The organism is Lactiplantibacillus pingfangensis (assembly GCF_005404945.1).
In the GTDB taxonomy this organism is placed as follows: Bacteria; Bacillota; Bacilli; order Lactobacillales; family Lactobacillaceae; genus Lactiplantibacillus; species Lactiplantibacillus pingfangensis.
The window spans coordinates 50,427-68,140 of the sequence record NZ_BJDG01000005.1; the positions used below are offsets into that span (position 1 = coordinate 50,427).

Below are 17,714 nucleotides of genomic sequence, written 5' to 3' on the forward strand. Positions count from 1 at the left end.
AAAGTTGATTTTACTACTTTAAATTAGTAAATACTACACGTTTAACTGGAACGCACTAACTTTTTCAACCCGCATAGCCCCCTAGTTTACTCCTGACTTCACCACTTGGCTACTTATTTTTCACTAAAACGCCGCCCTCCCCAAAAGCGATTGGCAACCGCGCCTGATTGGCACACATTTCAATCATAATTTTTGGAGATACTAAAGAGGCTCTGACTTGACGTCACAGCCTCTTAAAAGGGTTCAAATTAAACTTACATCATGCCGCCCATACCTGGGTTTGGTGCAGCAGGTGCAGCGGGTGCTTGTGGTTCTGGTTTTTCAGCAACAACCGCTTCAGTCGTTAACAATAACGCTGAAACAGAAGCCGCATTTTGTAATGCGGAACGTGTAACCTTGGTTGGATCAACAATCCCAGCCTTGATCATATCAACCCATTCATCAGTTGCAGCATTAAAGCCAATTCCTGGCTTTTGTTCCTTAAGCTTTTCAACGATAACTGAGCCTTCGCGACCAGCATTTTCAGCGATTTGGCGAACTGGTTCTTCCAAAGCACGCTTAACAATGTTAATCCCAGTTTGAACGTCGCCAGTTTCTTTCAAAGCGGCAACATCTTTAATGACGTTAATGAAAGCAGTCCCACCACCGGCAACGAAACCTTCTTCAACGGCTGCACGAGTCGCATTCAAGGCATCTTCGATCCGATACTTACGTTCTTTCAATTCCGTTTCAGTAGCAGCACCGACCCGCACAACGGCGACCCCGCCAGCCAACTTAGCTAAACGTTCTTGAAGCTTTTCTTTATCGAAATCAGAAGTGGTTTCGCTGATTTGGTTACGAATAAAGTCGACACGTTCTGAGATAGCATCCTTAGAACCGGCACCTTCAACAATAGTGGTGTTGTCCTTAGTAACTGTTACTTTATTTGCTTGACCTAATTGATCAATCGTGGTGTCTTTCAATTCAAGACCTAAGTCATCAGTAATGACCGTCCCACCAGTTAAGATGGCAATGTCTTGTAATTGTTCCTTACGCCGATCACCAAAACCGGGTGCCTTAACTGCAACGACGTTAAACGTCCCACGCATCTTGTTCAAAACTAAGGTTGGTAAGGCTTCGCCAGAAATGTCATCTGCAATAATCAACAATGGCTTGCCTTGTTCAACGATTGATTGTAACAATGGTAAGATATCTTGAATATTTGAGATCTTTTTGTCCGTGATTAAGATGTAAGGACTGTCAAGGTCAGCTTCCATCTTATCGTTATCAGTTACCATATATTGTGATAAGTAACCACGATCAAATTGCATACCTTCAACGACGTCCAAGCTAGTATCCACACCACGTGATTCTTCAATCGTGATCACACCATCATGGCCAACTTTTTCCATGGCTTCGGCAATTAACTTACCAGTTTCTTGGCTAGCTGAAGAAACGGCAGCAATTTGGGCAATATCTTCTTGCGTCTTAACTTCATGGGCCATCGCGTGTAATGAATCAACCGCTGTCTTAGTCGCTTCTTCAATCCCACGACGGATACCAACTGGGTTAGCACCGGCAGTAACGTTCTTCATACCTTCATTGACAATGGATTGTGTCAAAACAGTTGCGGTAGTTGTCCCATCACCGGCGATATCATTCGTTTTTGAAGCAACTTCAGAAACCAACTTAGCACCCATGTTTTCAAAATGGTCTTCCAATTCGATTGCTTTGGCAATCGTGACCCCATCATTAGTAATGGTTGGTGAGCCATATGATTGTTCCAAGACAACGTTACGACCCTTAGGACCTAACGTTGATTTTACAGTGTCAGCTAATTGATCGACACCTTTGAGCATTGCTGAACGTGCGTCTTCAGAAAACTTTAATTCTTTAGCCATTATCTGTATTCACCTCATAAATAGTTTTTAATTAAATCATTTAAATGGATTAGTCTTCAACCGCGACAATATCTTTTTCGTGTAAAACAAGATATGTGGTGCCTTCATACTTAACTTCAGTACCAGCGTATTTGTCAAACAATACTTGTTCGCCAACCTTAACGCTTGGGGCCACCTTTGTGCCGTTATCTAAAACACGGCCATCGGAAACGGCAACAACTTTACCGCTTTGTGGCTTTTCCTTAGCATTATTCGCAATAACGATGCCGCCAACTGTTTGTTCTTCTTCTGCTTGTTGTTGCAAAATAACACGATCACCTAATGGTTTTAACACGTGAATCCCTCCATTTATTCTTTTTTAGCACTCATAACACTTAAGTGCTAATCACAAAATCAACTATAACATTTTCATTTTAGAATGCAAGTTATTTGTCAATAATTAGTCAAAGAATGTCAAATCGACTATAATGGGACTACTTAAGTCAACTTTGATTCTAAATTTACTCTTTAAGGACGTGAAGAAATGGCCAATCGTCGCCAATCTCTCAGTATTTTAATCGTTTATTTTATCGTCTACGCGCTCCCATCTTTATTGGTCACTGGCTTGCCACACTTAGGTTCACAAGTCTACTTAATCCAAACTTTAGACTATCTACTAGGCGCCATTATTCTTGGCTACCTGGCTTGGCACCATGCCAGTCCAAACGCGATTGAGCAACAACCTAGTTCTTGGCTAGCGACGTTATTATGGGGACTCGGTGGCACCGTCATTGTCATTCTTGGGCAAAAGCTCATCCTCGGCTTAACTCAGCTGTTAGGCCAATCGACCGCGTCTGCCAATACAAATACCTTGCTGGCGGCTGGTCAAAAATACCCATTCTTTTTCTTAGCCATCTTAGTTGGGGCCCCAATTATGGAAGAAATTGTTTTTCGTAAAGTGTTGTTCGGCTTTTTTACGCCAGTCACTGGTAGTATCGGGGCTGCGGTCATCTCCAGCATTCTCTTTAGTTTTGCGCATGCCGATGGCCATCTAATTTTGTACGCTTTCATTGGCCTGTTCTTCTGTTGGTTGTACCGTCATACCGGTCGCATCCAAACGTCAATGATTGCCCATATTTTAATGAACTGTCTTGCGGTCTTACCCTTATTTTGGACCTAAATTAAAGCGCCCAGGCAATTTTGCCCAGGCGCTTTAATTTAGCTATTTTTCATCAGTCGACTTGTCACCAAGCTGTTCACCATAATGTTCAATAAAGTAAATTAGCGTTTGTAATTCATTCGTTAAATCAACATTTTGAACGCGGATCGTTTCTGGCACCGAAATCCGTAGCGGCGTGAAATTCATAATACCTTTCACATTTGCTGAAACGAGTTCATTAGTCACGGATTGAACGACCGAAGTTGGTACCGTTAAGATTGCAATCTCAATTTGTTGCTCAATCAATTGTTTCTTAAGTTCCGACATCGGATACACTGGCACGCCAGATTGAACCGTATTTGCCAAGGCTTCGTTGACATCAAAAGCTGCAGAAATTCGAACGTTACTGTTCTTGTGAAAATTAAAATTGAGCAAGGCATGCCCTAAATTACCAACCCCAATCAAGGCAACGTTCGTTAGTGTGTCTTGATTTAAAATTTTCTTGAAAAAGGTTAATAATTTTTCGACATCGTAGCCATAACCACGTTTGCCAAGTGCCCCAAAATATGAAAAATCACGTCGAATCGTAGCTGAATCAACCTTAACCGCCTCAGACAGTTCCGTTGATGAGACCCGTTTTTTGTCTGCATCAAGTAATATGTTCAAGTACCGATAATAGATGGGTAAGCGTTTCGCCGTTGCCCGAGGAATCTTTGTTTCTGCCATTGGACGACCCTCCTTATTAAAAGTTTGTGAATTTGCTGACACTATTCTAGCATACCCCACCACTTTGTGAAATAATATTTACTTATTATTCCATTTCATTAGGGCTAATTGGCGCAATATGCTACAATTATTTGACGAATCAACCCTGAAAGGAGTTTATAACCGTGATTTTACTACAAGTGCAACAAGTCATGCGGCGTTTTGGCGCTGATGTCTTGTTCGATAACGTACAAATGGATATCCAAGACCATGCTCGTGTCGCCTTAGTTGGTCGCAATGGCGCCGGAAAATCCACACTTTTAAAAATGATTGCTGGTGAAACCGTCCCCGACGAAGGCCAAATTTCAATGCGCAAGGGCCTCACAATCGGCTATTTGGCCCAAGATCAAGGTCTAAATAGTGCCAATTCGATTTGGGAAGAAATGAGCAGTGTCTTTGCTGGCTTACATAAATTGGAAGCACAAATGCATCGGCTAGAAGACCAGTTAAGTGACCCCACTGTCATTGCGGATCAGGTCACTTATGAACAAACGTTAAAAACTTACGATCAAGTTCAAACTGATTTCCAGCAACAGAATGGCTATGGCTATCAAGCTGATATTCGTGGTGTTTTACATGGTTTTCAATTCGACGCTGACGTTTATGACAAGTCAGTCACCGAGTTATCTGGCGGTCAAAAGACGCAATTAGCCTTAGCAAAGTTATTACTTGAAAAACGCGATCTCTTAATCTTAGACGAACCAACGAACCATTTGGATGTCGAAACCCTCACATGGTTGGAAAGTTATTTACAGTCCTATACTGGGTCACTGCTAATTGTCAGTCATGACCGTTACTTTTTAGATCGCGTGGTCAATGAAGTTTATGACCTATCTCATCATGAAATGGTCCACTACACCGGAAACTATGATCAGTATGTTCAAACCAAGGCTGCCCGAATTCAAGCAGAATGGAAACACTACGAAAAACAACAAGCCGAAATTAGTAAGCTGGAAGACTTCGTTAACCGTAACATTGTTCGGGCCTCGACAACTAAACGGGCACAGTCACGTCGAAAACAGCTTGCGAAGATGGACCGTCTGGAACGTCCAGATAACGATGAAAAGGCCGCTCATTTTGGTTTTCATGCTAGTAAGCAAAGCGGTAATATCGTTTTAACCGTCAAGGATGCGGCAGTTGGCTATCAAGGCAAAACCTTATCAGCACCGGATACTTTAAACGTTAAAAAGCATGAAGCCATTGCGATTGTCGGGCCAAACGGTATTGGTAAATCGACACTTTTGAAGAGTATTCTTGGCCAGATTCCATTTATCAAAGGCCAAGCTGTCTTTGGAACCAATGTTGTGACTGGGTACTACGATCAGGAACAAAAAAATTTACATGACCGTAAAACTGTCCTAAGCGAATTGTGGGATGACCATCCGACAACCCCTGAAAAAGATATTCGGACTATCCTTGGGAGTTTCTTATTCACCGGAGAAGATGTCGATAAACCAATCAGCGCCCTTTCTGGTGGTGAACGTGCCCGTTTACTTCTAACCAAGCTGGCCATGCAAAATGATAACTTTCTTATTTTGGATGAACCGACCAATCACTTGGACATTGATAGTCGTGAAGTTTTAGAAGTTGCTTTAAATGATTTTGACGGCACTCTGCTCTTCGTGTCACATGACCGTTACTTCATTAACCAGGTCGCAACGAGTGTCGTTGAGGTTTCCCCAACCGGGACCGAACTATTCTTAGGCGACTATGATTACTACATTGATAAGAAACAAGAACAAGCTGAATTTGCTGAAGCAGCAGCAAGTGCCGCAGCTGAGCAGCAAAGTGCTGCTGGTGAGTCTCAACCGAGTGCAGCTGCCGATCCACGTTCCAAAGGCCAACAAACTTATCAGGCTAGTAAACAACAACAACGTGACAAGCGTAAATTGGAACGCAGTGTCGCCGCACTAGAGGAAAAAATGAGTGCGCTTGAAACGGAAGCCACCAGCATTCAAGAACAAATGTCACAACCAGAAGTCTTCGCTGATGCTGAAAAATTGCAAGACTTTCAAAAAGATTTGGACCGCGTGACTGCTGAACATGACCAAGCAGAAAACGATTGGACCCACCAAGCGGAACAGTTAGAAAACCTCGATTAAGCCTAAAAAATGAGACCTGATTTTTTAATCAGATCTCATTTTTTTGTGTTTAATGGACCATATTTGGCATCCAATCAAATTCTAGACTAGGATCAGCGTTTAAAGTTGCGTCACCAAACTGATGATGTTGATATTGAATATAACCGGCAGCACCAATCATCGCCCCGTTATCGCCACATAAGTTTAATGGTGCCAACACCAATTCTGTCTTGGGAAACTTGCCTGGTAATTCAGCCTGTAGCCGTTCACGTAGGCCATGGTTGGCCGCAACGCCACCTGCTAAAATGAGCTGTTTAACCGGATATTCAGCTAACACCCGCATCGTTTTGGCGGTCAACACATCAACCACGCTGGCCTGAAAACTAGCAGCCAAGTCGTTTTTATCCAAACTGTCACCAATTTGATCTGCATGATGCACCGTATTAATAAAGGCACTCTTCAAACCACTAAAACTAAAATCATAGTTATCTTCGTCCATCATGGCACGCGGAAAGTTAAACGTGTCCTGACCTTGATGGGCCATTTCATCAATAACTTTTCCAGCTGGATATGGCACGCCTAAGACGCGACCAATTTTATCGTAAGCTTCCCCAGCGGCATCATCGCGTGTTTCACCAATGATTTCAAACTGACCATCCGCCTGCATATAAACTAACTCAGTGTGCCCACCTGACACTAGTAGCGCCATCAACGGAAAGACAAACGGCTTAACAAAGCGGGCAGCGTAAATATGACCAGCCATGTGATTGACTGGGATCAATGGCAAATGATGCGCATAGGCCACCGTTTTGGCCGCATTCACGCCGACTAACAGTGCGCCGACTAAGCCAGGACCGTATGTCACCGCCACGGCAGCCAAATCATCGTAAGTCACATTGGCTTCCGACAACGCGTCTTCAATACAAATCGTAATTTCTTCAATATGATGACGACTAGCAACTTCTGGTACGACTCCACCAAATCGCTTATGACTATTAATTTGAGTCGCAACGACATTTGATAAAATCGTTTGACCATCCGCGACAACCGCCACACTAGTTTCGTCACAACTAGATTCAAACGCTAAGATTAAATTTTGTTTCTCCACAAGTGACCATCCTTCATTTAATAAATTTCCGCATAATCAGGGCATCTTCACGTGGATGCTGATAATAATTCCGACGCGTTGAGATTTGTTCAAAACCACATTGTTCATATAAGTGTCTTGCTGGCTCATTACTCCGACGAACTTCCAAAAATAATTTTGTATTTGTCATGAGTTGCGCAAATGTTTGTTGGAGCATCAGCCGCGCATAGCCCTGGCGTTGAAACGCTGGTTGCACCGCCACATTCGTAATTTCCGTTTCATCCAATACCGTCGTGCGACTAATGAACCCAATCGGTCGTTGTTGCCACACTAATAACTGGTAACAAGATTGTGGTGAGGCTAAATCGGCCGCAAAAGTCGCCAACCGCCAAGGTGCCCCTTCCGGATACGCCGCTGCAGCTAACTCATAACAAACTTGTGCTACCGGCGTCCCTGACCAAGCGCCACTCTTAACCAGTTGCGGTTCAGGCATCGTTTTGGCCGACTGGAACTTTGTAAGTCATGTCAATGGCATCTTCATGATCGCCAAAATAATAGCGCTTTTTAATTCCAGTTTTCTCAAAGCCTAAGCTCTGATATAACCGTTGGGCGTTTTCATTGCTGTAACGAACTTCAAGAGTCACTGTGTGATAGTTTAAATAACCCGCTCGCCGCATCATTGTCTTCATCATAAAGCTACCAAGACCTTGGTTTTGGAAGTCTGGATGAACCGCAATATTCGTAATATGTGCGTCCTGACGCCGATCATCAAAGGCACAACCACAAAACGCACACAGTCGATCCTCATGACGCATCACAATATAGAAGCGACCACTTTGGCGGCGCAACTCCGTTTTAAAAGCATTTTCATCCCATGGCGTTTTTCCAGCATAGACCGCTCGTTCGATCGCTAACATTTCTGGGACGTCAGTGATCAAAGCCCGCGAGACGTAATAACCAGTTGACCCGACTTGGACAACGTGATTATCAATCTGCATGATTTTTTGGCGACGCTGCGTATGATTTCTAGTGAGCTTCTGAAGGTATTGCTTAAATCTTTTCAACATATGGCGCGTGGTCCTCTTTCGGATGTTTGGCTAACCAGTCACGTTCCGCTTGCGTTAATCGTAAGTAGTTGGGCACAAAATCATGTATTTTGGCTACCGGCGTGGCAGTCCGGCCCATTAAGCCTAACACGCTCGCCTGTGGCAAATCTAATTGTGGTTGAGCACGAACAAATTGATCGTCCAGTTCGGTTTGCAGCACGGTCGCATACTGCGAAACATCGCTCCCAATAAACATAATTGGTTCATGGATTGACGCTAACTGCTGGCACCATTCCGCGACACTGATATGTTGATCGGGTTTCTCACTAACTGGCTGTCCTTGCTTAATTCGATATAAACCGGTAAAAATATTATCCCGACGTGCATCAAACAATGGCGCAACTAATTGTCCCTCGGTCACCACGTTACCGGCCAATACGGCTAAGCTAGATAGGCCAACTAATTCCTTATGTAGCGTGAACGCCAATGTTTTCGCAGTTGTGACACCGATACGCAACCCCGTATAAGATCCTGGACCAGCGGCGACCACTACGCGATCCAAGTCATCTGCCGTTAAGCCTGCTTGGCTAATCGACTTTTCAATAATTGGTAACAATGTACTGCTATGATTACGACCCACATTAGTCGTGGTCGTGGCGAGCACACGGGTCTCATCTAAGACCGCCACACTTAACGGCCGATTAGACGTTTCAATTGCCAACAACTTCATATTAGAAAAAGCTCCTCATTTTGAATTACTTCACATATCTTATCATAATTTACCGACTTTGAAAGGAATACAGCCGTTTTCAAGGCGGTTGCAATCAAATCCTAAGCATTTTACAAAAAAAGCTATTTTTCGTGACCAACTTTCACGTTTGCCCCATCAAATTTACGATGTAATCAATTCGTAAACATTCTTTACATAACTTATACCAATTATTCACCGATAATTTTTCACACGTTTACATTGCCTTGTTATTCTACACAGGTAACTAATATTACTTTGGAGGTAATTGATTATTATGGTAAAGCTTAACAAGTCCCTCGTTGGACTCTCATTAATTTCAGTTTTAGGTTTGGGTTTGGCTGGTTGTGCATCTGGTACTAGTACTAAGGCTGGTAGCAAGAGTGCGGATAAGAGCAAGGCAATCACGGTCGTCTTCTATCCAAACGAATCAGCCAAGAGCTTCGCTGGTTCACGCGACGCTTTGAAGAAGTCAGTTGAAAAGGTCACAGGTAAGACGGTCAAAGTTCAAACGACCACTGACTACAACGTGGCCATTCAAGCAATCGCTTCTGGTAAAGCCCAATTAGCTTACATGGGTGCGAACGGTTATATTCAAGCCCACAAGCTCAGCAAAGATGTTAAGCCATTCGCTGCACAATCAGATGCAGATGGAACATTGAAGAAAGCCACCTACAACTCATACTTAATGGTACAACAAAAAGATGCCGATAAGTATAAAGCAGATGGTAAATTCAGTATCAAAGATATTAAAGGCAAGAAGATTTCTTACGTTTCTAACAGTTCAACTTCTGGTTTCTTAGTACCAACAGCTAAAATCACTAACGAATTCAAGATCAAAGATAAAGATGATTTAACGCAAAATGGTAAATTCTTCAGCAAAGTTCTTTACGGTGGCTCACACCAAGGTTCCGCAGTTAACCTCTTAAAGGGTGACGTTGATGTTGCAGCCTTTGATGATGGCGACTTAATGCCTTACTTGAAAGTGACTGACGGTTCATGGGATAAAGTTGGCTCAACTTTCGCCGTTAAAGATGACGCTGAAGCACCATTCAATGATCTTAAAGGCAAAAAAGTTGTGAATATCGCCATGATGCCAGTTCAACAAGGGCCATGGGTCTACAACACGAAGTCACTCAGCAAAGACGATCAAGATAAGATTGCCAAGGAATTCACTTCCAAGGAATTTGCACAAAACAAAGAAATCTTCTCTGAAAAAGATTCCAAAACACCAAAGCTCTTCCCTAAGAAGTCAGAAAAAACACAATTAGTCTCAGTTGATGATAACTGGTATGCCCCAACTCATAAGTTGGTTGGTTACTAAAATTATCATTAATCTGGATTAACGAAAGGACATGCTATGCTCAAGGTAAACCAACTAGATAAAACATATGGTCAAGACAAGCACTCACTCAAGTCTGTCAGTTTCACGGCCCAACCTGGTGAAGTCACCGCAATTATCGGTCCGTCAGGGGCAGGTAAAACAACAATTTTACGGAGTGTCAATCAGCTTATTCGAGACGATGGTGGTCAGATTTTATTAGACGACCAAGATATTCGTCAAGCAAATAAAGCAGAATTGCGTAAAATTCGTCATCATATTGGGATGATCTTCCAAAATTATAATTTAATCAGTCCACTAACTGCACTTGAGAACGTCTTGCATGGTCGTCTAGGGGCTAAATCAACCTTGGCTGGCATGTTCGGTCTATACAGTACCGCCGAAAAGACTGAAGCGTTGGCATTACTGGCCGAGGTTGGCTTAAAAGATTACGCGTATCAACGTTGTGATCAATTAAGTGGTGGTCAGCAGCAACGGGTGGGTATCGCCCGTGCCTTAATGCAACATCCTAAAATGATTCTTTGTGATGAACCGATTGCTTCCCTAGATCCTAAATCAACAAAAATCGTGATGGATATTTTAAGAAAATTAGCTCGCGAGAAAAAATTAATTATCCTAATTAATTTACATCAAATTGATATTGCGATGTCTTATGCAGACCACATTATCGGTATCAATGATGGCGCAATTGTTTTCGAGGGGCCGACTGCACAAGTCAACGACGCTGTCTTGCAAAAGATTTATCGTCAAGCGACTGAACAGAAAGCTAAGGTAGCGGCGAATGAAGCCTAAATATACCTCACCTCAACAGTTTTTCCGTCAGCGGCGAACACGAATGGGAATCGTTTTTGCCATTTTACTCGCCATCTACTTGGGTTCAGTCTTTTTAGTTAAGTTTCAAACATTCTCGTCACTGGCACAAGTTCCAGCCGGATTAATTTGGCTTTTTAAAACTTTCATCCCTAATCAACACACGACAACTTATTTAGGCCCAATTTTTTATCAACTTTGGCGCACGCTAATTGTTTCAATTTCTTCAACAATTTGTGCGGCAATTCTGAGTCTAATGTTTGCGGTATTGGGAGCGAAAACAACTAGCCCTAATCGTGGGTTTCAATTGACAGTTCGTTTTGGCGCTTCGTTGTTGCGAAACATTCCAGTCGTTGCCTGGGCAATGATTCTGCTGTTTTCCTTTAAACAAAGCGACTTCACGGGTTTTCTCGCCCTATTCTTCATGACGCTTGGGTACTTGACTCGCGCTTTCACTGAAACCATGGAAGATTTAGATGCTGAGAAATTACAAGCGTTACAAGCTGTCGGTGCCAACTATTTCCAATGTGTTTTCTGTGGTGTCTTACCTGAAGCGGCTAGTACCATGACAAGCTGGGTGCTTTACATGATTGAAAACAACATTCGTGATGCTACCCTAGTTGGACTTCTAACAGGGACCGGTATCGGCTTCTTATTCAGCCAATATTTCAAGAGCATCCGCTATGATGCTGCTGGTCTAATCGTGTTACTAATTGCTGTTTTGGTGATTGTTCTAGAGTTAACCTCAACGCAAATTAGGAGGGCTATTGCATGATTGAAAATTCATCTTCGCAACCAAACACGATTAAACCCAAGGTTCCCAATACTGAACGAATCTCACTCATGACCAAGCCTCGGCTAATTTTAAGAGCTGTGCTGGCTGTGCTAGGGTTAGTCACCGTCTATTCATTGGTGACGATTGATACCGCTGGTTTAAAGTTGGGCGATGCCTTTCATAGTTTAGGCATCAATTTAAAGGCCATGTTCCTTCAACCCAATGTTGGTCAAGATTCTTGGGGCGTCTTGTTAAAGGCACTTTCAACCAGTATCGCACTAACAATTTTAACAACCCTGCTCGGTGCCTTGATTGCCTTTTTCATTGCAGTTTTTACTGCCCGCAACTTATCACCAAATTGGCTCGCTAACACGTTAAAAGCTGTCATGGCCTTTATTCGGTCAATTCCAACGATCATCTGGGTACTGATCTACTCCGCAGTGATGGGGCTAGGTGCAAACGCAGCTGTCGTTGGACTGACTTTCCATAGTATTGCCTACTTGGTTAAAGCTTACTCAGAAAGTATTGAAGAAACGCCTCAAGCAACGATTGAAGCTTTAAAAGCTAGTGGTGTGCGCTTTTGGCCAATTATTTTTCAAGCAATATTGCCTTCGATCGTCCCTGCACTGCTAAGTTGGACCTTCATTCGTTTTGAAATCAACTTTGCGAATGCAGTGGCGGTTGGTGCAGCTGCTGGTGCGGACGACATTGGTTACTATCTCTTTATGGCAAGTGGTTTTTACTTCAACTTCCATGAAGTCGGCTTGATTGTCTACCTGTTATTAGGATTTGCAATCATTCTCGAATTGATTTCGATGCGCTTGCGCGGACATTATTTAAAGCAAAATTAGTTTGCTAAGTTTAAAGGAGTTTTTTTAATGACAATTCAAGCAGTTATTTTTGACTGGGCCGGCACGACAATTGATTACGGCAGTCGTGCACCAATCGTTGCTTTCCAACAAGCTTTTGCAAACGTTGGAATCGAAATTACCGCAGCTGAAATTCGACAGGATATGGGGTTAGACAAGTATACTCATATTCAAAAAATTATTAGCCTTCCAGCGGTTCAAAATGATTGGCAAGCACGTTTTCAAGTTTTACCCACAGCTGATGACTGTGACCGAATTTTCCAAGATTTCAAATCAATTTTATTAGCAACTTTAACTGACTTTGCCCGGTTAAAACCCGGCATGGATGCCGTTATTGCTTACTTAACGGAACAACATATTCCTTACGGTTCAACCACTGGTTATGACGAAGAAATGTTAGCAACTGTCTTGCCAATTGCGGCAAATCAAGGCTACTGCCCGACGGTTAACATTACTTCGGCTCAAACAAACGGTATCGGTCGCCCAGCTTCAGCCATGCTGGAACTGGCTTGTGATCAACTGGAAGTCACTGACTATGCCAACGTGGTTAAAGTGGGTGATTCAATCAATGACATTCTTGAAGCACAAAACGCGGATGCCATTAGTGTTGGACTCATTGACGGTAGTAATCTCATGGGACTATCTCAAGCAGAATTCGATGCGTTAACCAACACTGAACAAACCGAATTGCGGACTAAAGTTGCCATGCAATACGAAACTGTTGGCGCAGATTATATTCTTCAGTCAATGGCCGATCTACCAACACTCTTAACAACGTTGAGTCAACCAGTTACCGACTCGGAATAATCAGTTAAAGGAGATTTTATGAAACAACCTTATTTATTACTCACACCGGGCCCATTAAGTACCACGCCAACCGTGAAAGCTGCCATGCAGATTGACTACTGTACATGGGACAGTGATTATCGTCAAGTTACTGAAACCATCCGGCAACAAATCTTAACCCTGGCGAACGCGAGTGCTGATAATTACACGACCGTCTTATTACAAGGGAGTGGCAGCTACGGGGTAGAAGCCACGATTGGCACGGCAATTCCTCGTAAAGACGCCGTTTTAATGGTAGCTATCAATGGGGCTTATGGTCACCGGATCAGTGAAATTGCAGATTATTATGCCATTCCACATGTTGACGTCGTCTTCGGTGAAGATGAGATTGTTGACCCCGACCGGATTGCGGACGCCTTAACCGCTCATCCTGAAGTCACCCACTTTGCGACGGTGCATAGTGAAACGACGACCGGTATTCTTAATCCGATTGAACAACTCGTGCCACTGTTAAAAGCTCGCGGCATCATTTCAATCATTGATGCGATGTCCAGCCTCGGTGGCGTCCCAATTGACGTCGATCAATTGGATTGCGACTACTTGGTCAGCAGTGCCAACAAATGTGTTCAAGGGGTCCCCGGCTTTGCATTCATTATCGCTAAGCAAGCTGAACTAGCTAAAACTGCTGGCAATGCGCGTTCACTGAGCTTAGACCTTTATGCGCAGTGGCAGGCCATGACATCGCAACCAGGTAAGTGGCGATTTACATCCCCTACTCACGTGGTCCATGCCTTCGCACAAGCATTAAATGAACTTGATTTAGAAGGTGGCGTTGCGCCACGCTATCAGCGCTATCACGAGAGTCAATCCCGGTTAAGTGCTGGTATGCAAGCATTAGGTTTTGACCTAGTCATTAACCCAGCCTTTCAGGGGCCAATCATCACGTCCTTTAAATATCCAAACGACAGTTTTGATTTTGCTGACTTCTATCAGTTCATTAAGGAACGTGGCTTCGTGATTTATCCTGGGAAAGTTTCCAACATTCCAAGTTTCCGCATTGGGACGATTGGTGACGTTGACACCACTGACATTAATCGGTTACTTGCGATTATCAGTGACTACCGCCAACTAAACCCATAACTCAATTGTAATCAAAAAGGTCCTTATCAACTGACAGTGAAATTGTCAGTTGATGAGGACCTTTTTTAGACTTTATTTACGATCATCATAGCCGTTTGGATGCTTTTGAGTCCAAGTCCAAGCAGTTTTGATAATTTCAGTCACATCATCATAATTAGGCTTCCAGCCAAGTACTTCGCGGGCTTTGTCACTCGCAGCGACCAATGAATCTGGGTCACCAGGACGCCGTGGGGCAATTGCCGCCGGAATCGGTTGACCAGTGACCTTGCGAGCAGCCGTCAACATTTCTCGATTAGAGAAGCCGGTAGATGAGCCGAGATTAAAGGCATTGCTATCATGACCCTCAGCCAAATATTTCAAAGCTAAGATATGAGCATCTGCTAAGTCCAACACATGGACATAATCACGCACATTGGTCCCATCAGCGGTGTTGTAATCATCACCGAAGATCTTCAATTCATCGCGTTTGCCTTGAGCGACTTGCAAAATAATTGGAACAAGATGTGTTTCAGGGCCATGGTCTTCACCAATACTCCCGTCTGGTTTTGCACCAGCCACGTTAAAGTAACGTAGTGCGACAAACTTGATGCCATAAGCCACATCAGCCCAGTGCATGATCTGTTCCATCATTAATTTGCTAGCACCGTAAGGGTTAATCGGTTCTTGTGGATCAGTTTCTTTAATTGGAATTTGCTTAGGCGTGCCATAAGTTGCAGCAGTTGATGAAAAGACAATTCGTTTAACATCATGTGCCTGCATAACTTCTAACAGTGTAATCATGCCACCCGTGTTATTATCGAAATATTTCAATGGTTTAGCCATCGATTCTGGCACAATTGAAAAGGCGGCAAAGTGGACAACCGCTTCAATCGTTTCTTGATCGAAGACCTGCGTTAAAAAGGTTTTATCGCGTACATCACCCTGATAAAATTTAGCAGCACGATTGATAGCAGCCAAATGACCAGTTACCAAACTATCAACGACCACGACGTCTTGGCCCTGTTCAACCAACCGATCGACCATATGCGAACCGATGTAGCCGGCTCCACCCAAAACAAGAATTGACATAATGAACCTCCCTTTGATTATGCTCTAATCATAGCATAATCGACTGAACTTTCGGCTTAAAATTTACCCAAAAAAGGCTGAGTTTGGATACTCAGCACTAATTAAGTTATTTAATTGGCGCAGCTAACGTCTGCCATTGAATCGACACTTCACAACATTTTTCGTCCCCTAAACGAATCCGGTGACTCGTCGTGACTTCTGCGTCACTCGTCGCGGGCAAGATATTAACTTCAGCCGTAACGACGTGACCATACTGCACTTCATTTTCATAGCGCACATCGACGTGCTTTAAGTTATGTTGCAATAAAAACTCGGCCGGTAACGTATCTAATAACCAGTCAAAATAATGGGCATTATTGACATGCCGATTAGGGTCAATATCAAAAAAGCGGACTTGATAAGGTTTACTAATAGTCGTTGGTGTCGTTTCAAAACTTATCGGTCGTGGCAAACGTGGAATCCGTTTGGTAACCTCAGAATTGTATGGCGCTACTAAAGCGGGATCAATTTTGACAATGCGCCGCGTGGTTTGACTCATGGTGACCCAAATACTCGTAATATAGGCCAAGTCATTCCCGGCATCGTCACGAATCCAGAATTCCCGGAAAGCAAAGTAGGGATTGTAGGCTGACCCCCGGACTGCAATGGTCACCACTTCATCTAAACGTGGCATCCGTGTAATCTCAATGGCGTACTGGGTAACGACCCAGCCAACCCCATGTTGTTGAACAAAGGCAGTCGTCAACCCGAGATCATCACTTTGATCTTGAGAGCCCAAAATGGCGATATTGATCAAAGTGGTCAAGGTTGCGCGTCCGGTTCGATCACATTCATAATAAGTTAAGCGGTGTTTTTCAGTAAAAACTTTTGCTTGCGCACCTAAAGCTGCCATTGAACGCTTCACATCCTCTAGTTAATATCGTGAAACTCGTTGTAAACATCCTGACGTTGTCGCTGCCGCCGTTTAGCAATTTCTTTGATCGCGGCATTGGGTTTACTCCCGGCCGCGATTAACGCCTCTACTTGGGCTTTAATTGGTAACTCCGCGAGTTCATCCGTACTTTTTGGTTCTGGATCATTCGGGTTGCCACTAATTAAGAGAACAAATTCACCCTTTAATTGATGATCATGCGACCAGACGACCATTTCAGCCAGTGTGCCGCGCGCAAATTCTTCATAACGTTTTGTTAACTCACGACAAGCGACAATTTGGCGGGTCGGTTCACAGACTTTTGCTAAGGCGGTTAAGGTCTTAGCAACGCGAAATGGCGATTCATACAAAATTACCGTTTCACGATGCTGTGCTAAGGCGGTTAATGCGTCAGCTTGGTCATGCTTCTTACGTGGCAAGAAGCCATAAAAATAAAATGGCTGTGGCACTAAGCCAGACGCAATCAGTGCAGTTAGCCCCGCATTGGCCCCTGGCAGTGGCACAACCGGGATTTGAGCCGCGACACAAGCGGCCACTAATTCCGTCCCAGGATCACTAATGGAAGGCATCCCAGCATCGCTCACTTGGGCTAAATTAGTTCCTGCTTGCAATTTGGCGATTAATTGGGGCAGCCGTTCCTGTGTATTATGTTCATGGAAGCTAATCTGCTTCGTTTCAATTTCAAAATGATTCAATAATTTTTGGGTATTACGCGTATCTTCGGCCGCAATTAAGTCCACGGCTTTTAACGTTGCGACGGCCCGGTAAGTCATATCTTGCAAATTACCAATCGGTGTTGGGACAAGATAGAGTGTGCCAATGCCACCGTGTTCGGCAAAACTTTGTTGCGTCTCCAATGAACTGTTCCCCCCTCGTTTTTAGGCCCGCTCACGGTCGCCATAAATCACTTCCAAGCAAAACACACATGATTCATCATCATCGCGCCGCTTGCCGTAAAACTGATTACAGACATGGAAGCCCTCATCATAGAGTTTTTCTAAATTTTGACGTGACTTAGAAAGGGGAGCGGTACCAGCTGGTTTTTTAGGCAATTCATTTTCAATTTCAACCATATGCTCACGCAAGTGTTCATTTTCAATCACGAGTTCAGCATTTTTTTCCAGCACAGTCGTCATATCGGCTCTTAGTTGCGCCATTTTTTCGAGCATTTGTTGCATCTGTTGTTCCATGTCACCGAAACTATCATATAAATCACGCTTATCCACACGCTCACCCTCTGCTTTCTAT

General features: G+C 43.6%; 19 protein-coding genes. 8 read left to right on the forward strand and 11 right to left on the reverse strand.

All coding sequences use genetic code 11. The annotated features are described in order from the left end of the window. Nucleotides 1-254 precede the first annotated feature (254 nt). Together groL and groES are read right to left on the reverse strand one after the other, a co-directional pair. Nucleotides 255-1,880 (reverse strand): chaperonin GroEL, encoded by a 1,626-nt coding sequence (gene groL, locus FFM74_RS03315; protein ID WP_137625217.1) that lies wholly within the window; start codon nucleotides 1,878-1,880, stop codon nucleotides 255-257. 49 nt (nucleotides 1,881-1,929) lie between these two features. Then, nucleotides 1,930-2,214: a co-chaperone GroES gene (gene groES, locus FFM74_RS03320; protein WP_137625218.1), complete on the reverse strand. Its 285-nt coding sequence runs from the start codon at nucleotides 2,212-2,214 to the stop codon at nucleotides 1,930-1,932. 189 nt (nucleotides 2,215-2,403) lie between these two features. Between groES and FFM74_RS03325 the strand changes: the two genes are divergently transcribed. After that, nucleotides 2,404-3,039, forward strand: a complete 636-nt coding sequence (locus FFM74_RS03325; RefSeq protein WP_137625219.1) for a CPBP family intramembrane glutamic endopeptidase — start codon at nucleotides 2,404-2,406, stop codon at nucleotides 3,037-3,039. A gap of 42 nt (nucleotides 3,040-3,081) precedes the next feature. Here FFM74_RS03325 and FFM74_RS03330 read toward each other — a convergent pair whose 3' ends face one another. Further along, on the reverse strand, nucleotides 3,082-3,744 hold the full coding sequence (locus FFM74_RS03330) for a redox-sensing transcriptional repressor Rex (protein WP_137625220.1): 663 nt from the start codon (nucleotides 3,742-3,744) through the stop codon (nucleotides 3,082-3,084). Nucleotides 3,745-3,908: 164 nt separating this feature from the next. Between FFM74_RS03330 and FFM74_RS03335 the strand changes: the two genes are divergently transcribed. Further along, nucleotides 3,909-5,885 carry an ABC-F family ATP-binding cassette domain-containing protein gene (locus FFM74_RS03335; RefSeq protein ID WP_137625221.1) on the forward strand — a complete coding sequence of 659 codons (1,977 nt, stop codon included), beginning with the start codon at nucleotides 3,909-3,911 and terminating at the stop codon, nucleotides 5,883-5,885. Between the two features lie 49 nt (nucleotides 5,886-5,934). Here the strand turns inward: FFM74_RS03335 and tsaD are convergent, their stop codons facing one another. Genes tsaD through tsaB form a run of 4 tightly spaced genes read right to left on the reverse strand, consistent with a single transcriptional unit; the run spans nucleotide 5,935 to nucleotide 8,727 of the window. Then, nucleotides 5,935-6,972 carry a tRNA (adenosine(37)-N6)-threonylcarbamoyltransferase complex transferase subunit TsaD gene (tsaD, locus tag FFM74_RS03340; RefSeq protein WP_137625222.1) on the reverse strand — a complete coding sequence of 346 codons (1,038 nt, stop codon included), beginning with the start codon at nucleotides 6,970-6,972 and terminating at the stop codon, nucleotides 5,935-5,937. A gap of 13 nt (nucleotides 6,973-6,985) precedes the next feature. Continuing rightward, nucleotides 6,986-7,444: a ribosomal protein S18-alanine N-acetyltransferase gene (gene rimI / locus FFM74_RS03345; protein ID WP_137625223.1), complete on the reverse strand. Its 459-nt coding sequence runs from the start codon at nucleotides 7,442-7,444 to the stop codon at nucleotides 6,986-6,988. Then, nucleotides 7,437-8,018 (reverse strand): ribosomal protein S18-alanine N-acetyltransferase, encoded by a 582-nt coding sequence (gene rimI, locus FFM74_RS03350; protein ID WP_137625224.1) that lies wholly within the window; start codon nucleotides 8,016-8,018, stop codon nucleotides 7,437-7,439. The genes rimI (FFM74_RS03345) and rimI (FFM74_RS03350) overlap by 8 nt, the downstream gene beginning before the upstream one ends. Further along, nucleotides 8,002-8,727, reverse strand: a complete 726-nt coding sequence (gene tsaB, locus FFM74_RS03355) for a tRNA (adenosine(37)-N6)-threonylcarbamoyltransferase complex dimerization subunit type 1 TsaB (RefSeq protein ID WP_137625225.1) — start codon at nucleotides 8,725-8,727, stop codon at nucleotides 8,002-8,004. The genes rimI (FFM74_RS03350) and tsaB overlap by 17 nt, the downstream gene beginning before the upstream one ends. A gap of 295 nt (nucleotides 8,728-9,022) precedes the next feature. Between tsaB and FFM74_RS03360 the strand changes: the two genes are divergently transcribed. From FFM74_RS03360 to phnW, 6 genes are read left to right on the forward strand one after another with little or no spacing between them, the layout of a single operon-like run. Continuing rightward, nucleotides 9,023-10,069, forward strand: coding sequence for a phosphate/phosphite/phosphonate ABC transporter substrate-binding protein (locus FFM74_RS03360; RefSeq protein WP_137625226.1), 1,047 nt, complete (start codon nucleotides 9,023-9,025; stop codon nucleotides 10,067-10,069). Nucleotides 10,070-10,105: 36 nt separating this feature from the next. Beyond that, the gene (gene phnC / locus FFM74_RS03365; protein WP_137625227.1) at nucleotides 10,106-10,879 is read left to right on the forward strand and encodes a phosphonate ABC transporter ATP-binding protein; all 774 of its coding nucleotides are present in this window, start codon (nucleotides 10,106-10,108) and stop codon (nucleotides 10,877-10,879) included. Continuing rightward, the gene (gene phnE, locus FFM74_RS03370) at nucleotides 10,869-11,672 is read left to right on the forward strand and encodes a phosphonate ABC transporter, permease protein PhnE (protein ID WP_137625228.1); all 804 of its coding nucleotides are present in this window, start codon (nucleotides 10,869-10,871) and stop codon (nucleotides 11,670-11,672) included. Before phnC ends, phnE begins: the two co-directional genes overlap by 11 nt. Further along, nucleotides 11,669-12,523, forward strand: coding sequence for a PhnE/PtxC family ABC transporter permease (locus FFM74_RS03375; RefSeq protein WP_137625229.1), 855 nt, complete (start codon nucleotides 11,669-11,671; stop codon nucleotides 12,521-12,523). Before phnE ends, FFM74_RS03375 begins: the two co-directional genes overlap by 4 nt. A 27-nt stretch (nucleotides 12,524-12,550) precedes the next feature. Then, nucleotides 12,551-13,348 carry a phosphonoacetaldehyde hydrolase gene (gene phnX, locus FFM74_RS03380; protein ID WP_137625230.1) on the forward strand — a complete coding sequence of 266 codons (798 nt, stop codon included), beginning with the start codon at nucleotides 12,551-12,553 and terminating at the stop codon, nucleotides 13,346-13,348. A gap of 18 nt (nucleotides 13,349-13,366) precedes the next feature. Further along, nucleotides 13,367-14,467, forward strand: a complete 1,101-nt coding sequence (phnW, locus tag FFM74_RS03385; RefSeq protein WP_137625231.1) for a 2-aminoethylphosphonate--pyruvate transaminase — start codon at nucleotides 13,367-13,369, stop codon at nucleotides 14,465-14,467. Between the two features lie 72 nt (nucleotides 14,468-14,539). Here the strand turns inward: phnW and galE are convergent, their stop codons facing one another. The 4 genes from galE to FFM74_RS03405 all read right to left on the reverse strand — a co-directional run bounded on the left by galE (nucleotide 14,540) and on the right by FFM74_RS03405 (nucleotide 17,692). Next, nucleotides 14,540-15,535, reverse strand: coding sequence for a UDP-glucose 4-epimerase GalE (galE, locus tag FFM74_RS03390; protein WP_137625232.1), 996 nt, complete (start codon nucleotides 15,533-15,535; stop codon nucleotides 14,540-14,542). Nucleotides 15,536-15,641: 106 nt separating this feature from the next. Beyond that, nucleotides 15,642-16,427: an acyl-[acyl-carrier-protein] thioesterase gene (locus tag FFM74_RS03395; RefSeq protein ID WP_137625233.1), complete on the reverse strand. Its 786-nt coding sequence runs from the start codon at nucleotides 16,425-16,427 to the stop codon at nucleotides 15,642-15,644. Nucleotides 16,428-16,444: 17 nt separating this feature from the next. After that, nucleotides 16,445-17,323 (reverse strand): 16S rRNA (cytidine(1402)-2'-O)-methyltransferase, encoded by an 879-nt coding sequence (gene rsmI, locus FFM74_RS03400; RefSeq protein ID WP_137625234.1) that lies wholly within the window; start codon nucleotides 17,321-17,323, stop codon nucleotides 16,445-16,447. 21 nt (nucleotides 17,324-17,344) lie between these two features. Next, entirely contained in the window at nucleotides 17,345-17,692 is a 348-nt protein-coding gene (locus FFM74_RS03405; protein ID WP_137625235.1) for a DNA replication initiation control protein YabA, read from the reverse strand. Between the last annotated feature and the right edge of the window lie 22 nt (nucleotides 17,693-17,714).

What these genes read in the sequence shown, in the direction of transcription:
- phnX (WP_137625230.1), top strand. Translation starts at nt 12,551, where the DNA reads ATGACAATTCAAGCAGTTATTTTTGACTGGGCCGGCACGACAATTGAT.
- phnC (WP_137625227.1), top strand. Translation starts at nt 10,106, where the DNA reads ATGCTCAAGGTAAACCAACTAGATAAAACATATGGTCAAGACAAGCAC.
- FFM74_RS03395 (WP_137625233.1), bottom strand. Translation starts at nt 16,427, where the DNA reads ATGGCAGCTTTAGGTGCGCAAGCAAAAGTTTTTACTGAAAAACACCGC.
- groL (WP_137625217.1), bottom strand. Translation starts at nt 1,880, where the DNA reads ATGGCTAAAGAATTAAAGTTTTCTGAAGACGCACGTTCAGCAATGCTC.
- FFM74_RS03375 (WP_137625229.1), top strand. Translation starts at nt 11,669, where the DNA reads ATGATTGAAAATTCATCTTCGCAACCAAACACGATTAAACCCAAGGTT.
- phnW (WP_137625231.1), top strand. Translation starts at nt 13,367, where the DNA reads ATGAAACAACCTTATTTATTACTCACACCGGGCCCATTAAGTACCACG.
- galE (WP_137625232.1), bottom strand. Translation starts at nt 15,535, where the DNA reads ATGTCAATTCTTGTTTTGGGTGGAGCCGGCTACATCGGTTCGCATATG.
- FFM74_RS03360 (WP_137625226.1), top strand. Translation starts at nt 9,023, where the DNA reads ATGGTAAAGCTTAACAAGTCCCTCGTTGGACTCTCATTAATTTCAGTT.
- rimI (WP_137625223.1), bottom strand. Translation starts at nt 7,444, where the DNA reads ATGCCTGAACCGCAACTGGTTAAGAGTGGCGCTTGGTCAGGGACGCCG.
- FFM74_RS03330 (WP_137625220.1), bottom strand. Translation starts at nt 3,744, where the DNA reads ATGGCAGAAACAAAGATTCCTCGGGCAACGGCGAAACGCTTACCCATC.
- rimI (WP_137625224.1), bottom strand. Translation starts at nt 8,018, where the DNA reads ATGTTGAAAAGATTTAAGCAATACCTTCAGAAGCTCACTAGAAATCAT.
- tsaB (WP_137625225.1), bottom strand. Translation starts at nt 8,727, where the DNA reads ATGAAGTTGTTGGCAATTGAAACGTCTAATCGGCCGTTAAGTGTGGCG.
- FFM74_RS03325 (WP_137625219.1), top strand. Translation starts at nt 2,404, where the DNA reads ATGGCCAATCGTCGCCAATCTCTCAGTATTTTAATCGTTTATTTTATC.
- phnE (WP_137625228.1), top strand. Translation starts at nt 10,869, where the DNA reads ATGAAGCCTAAATATACCTCACCTCAACAGTTTTTCCGTCAGCGGCGA.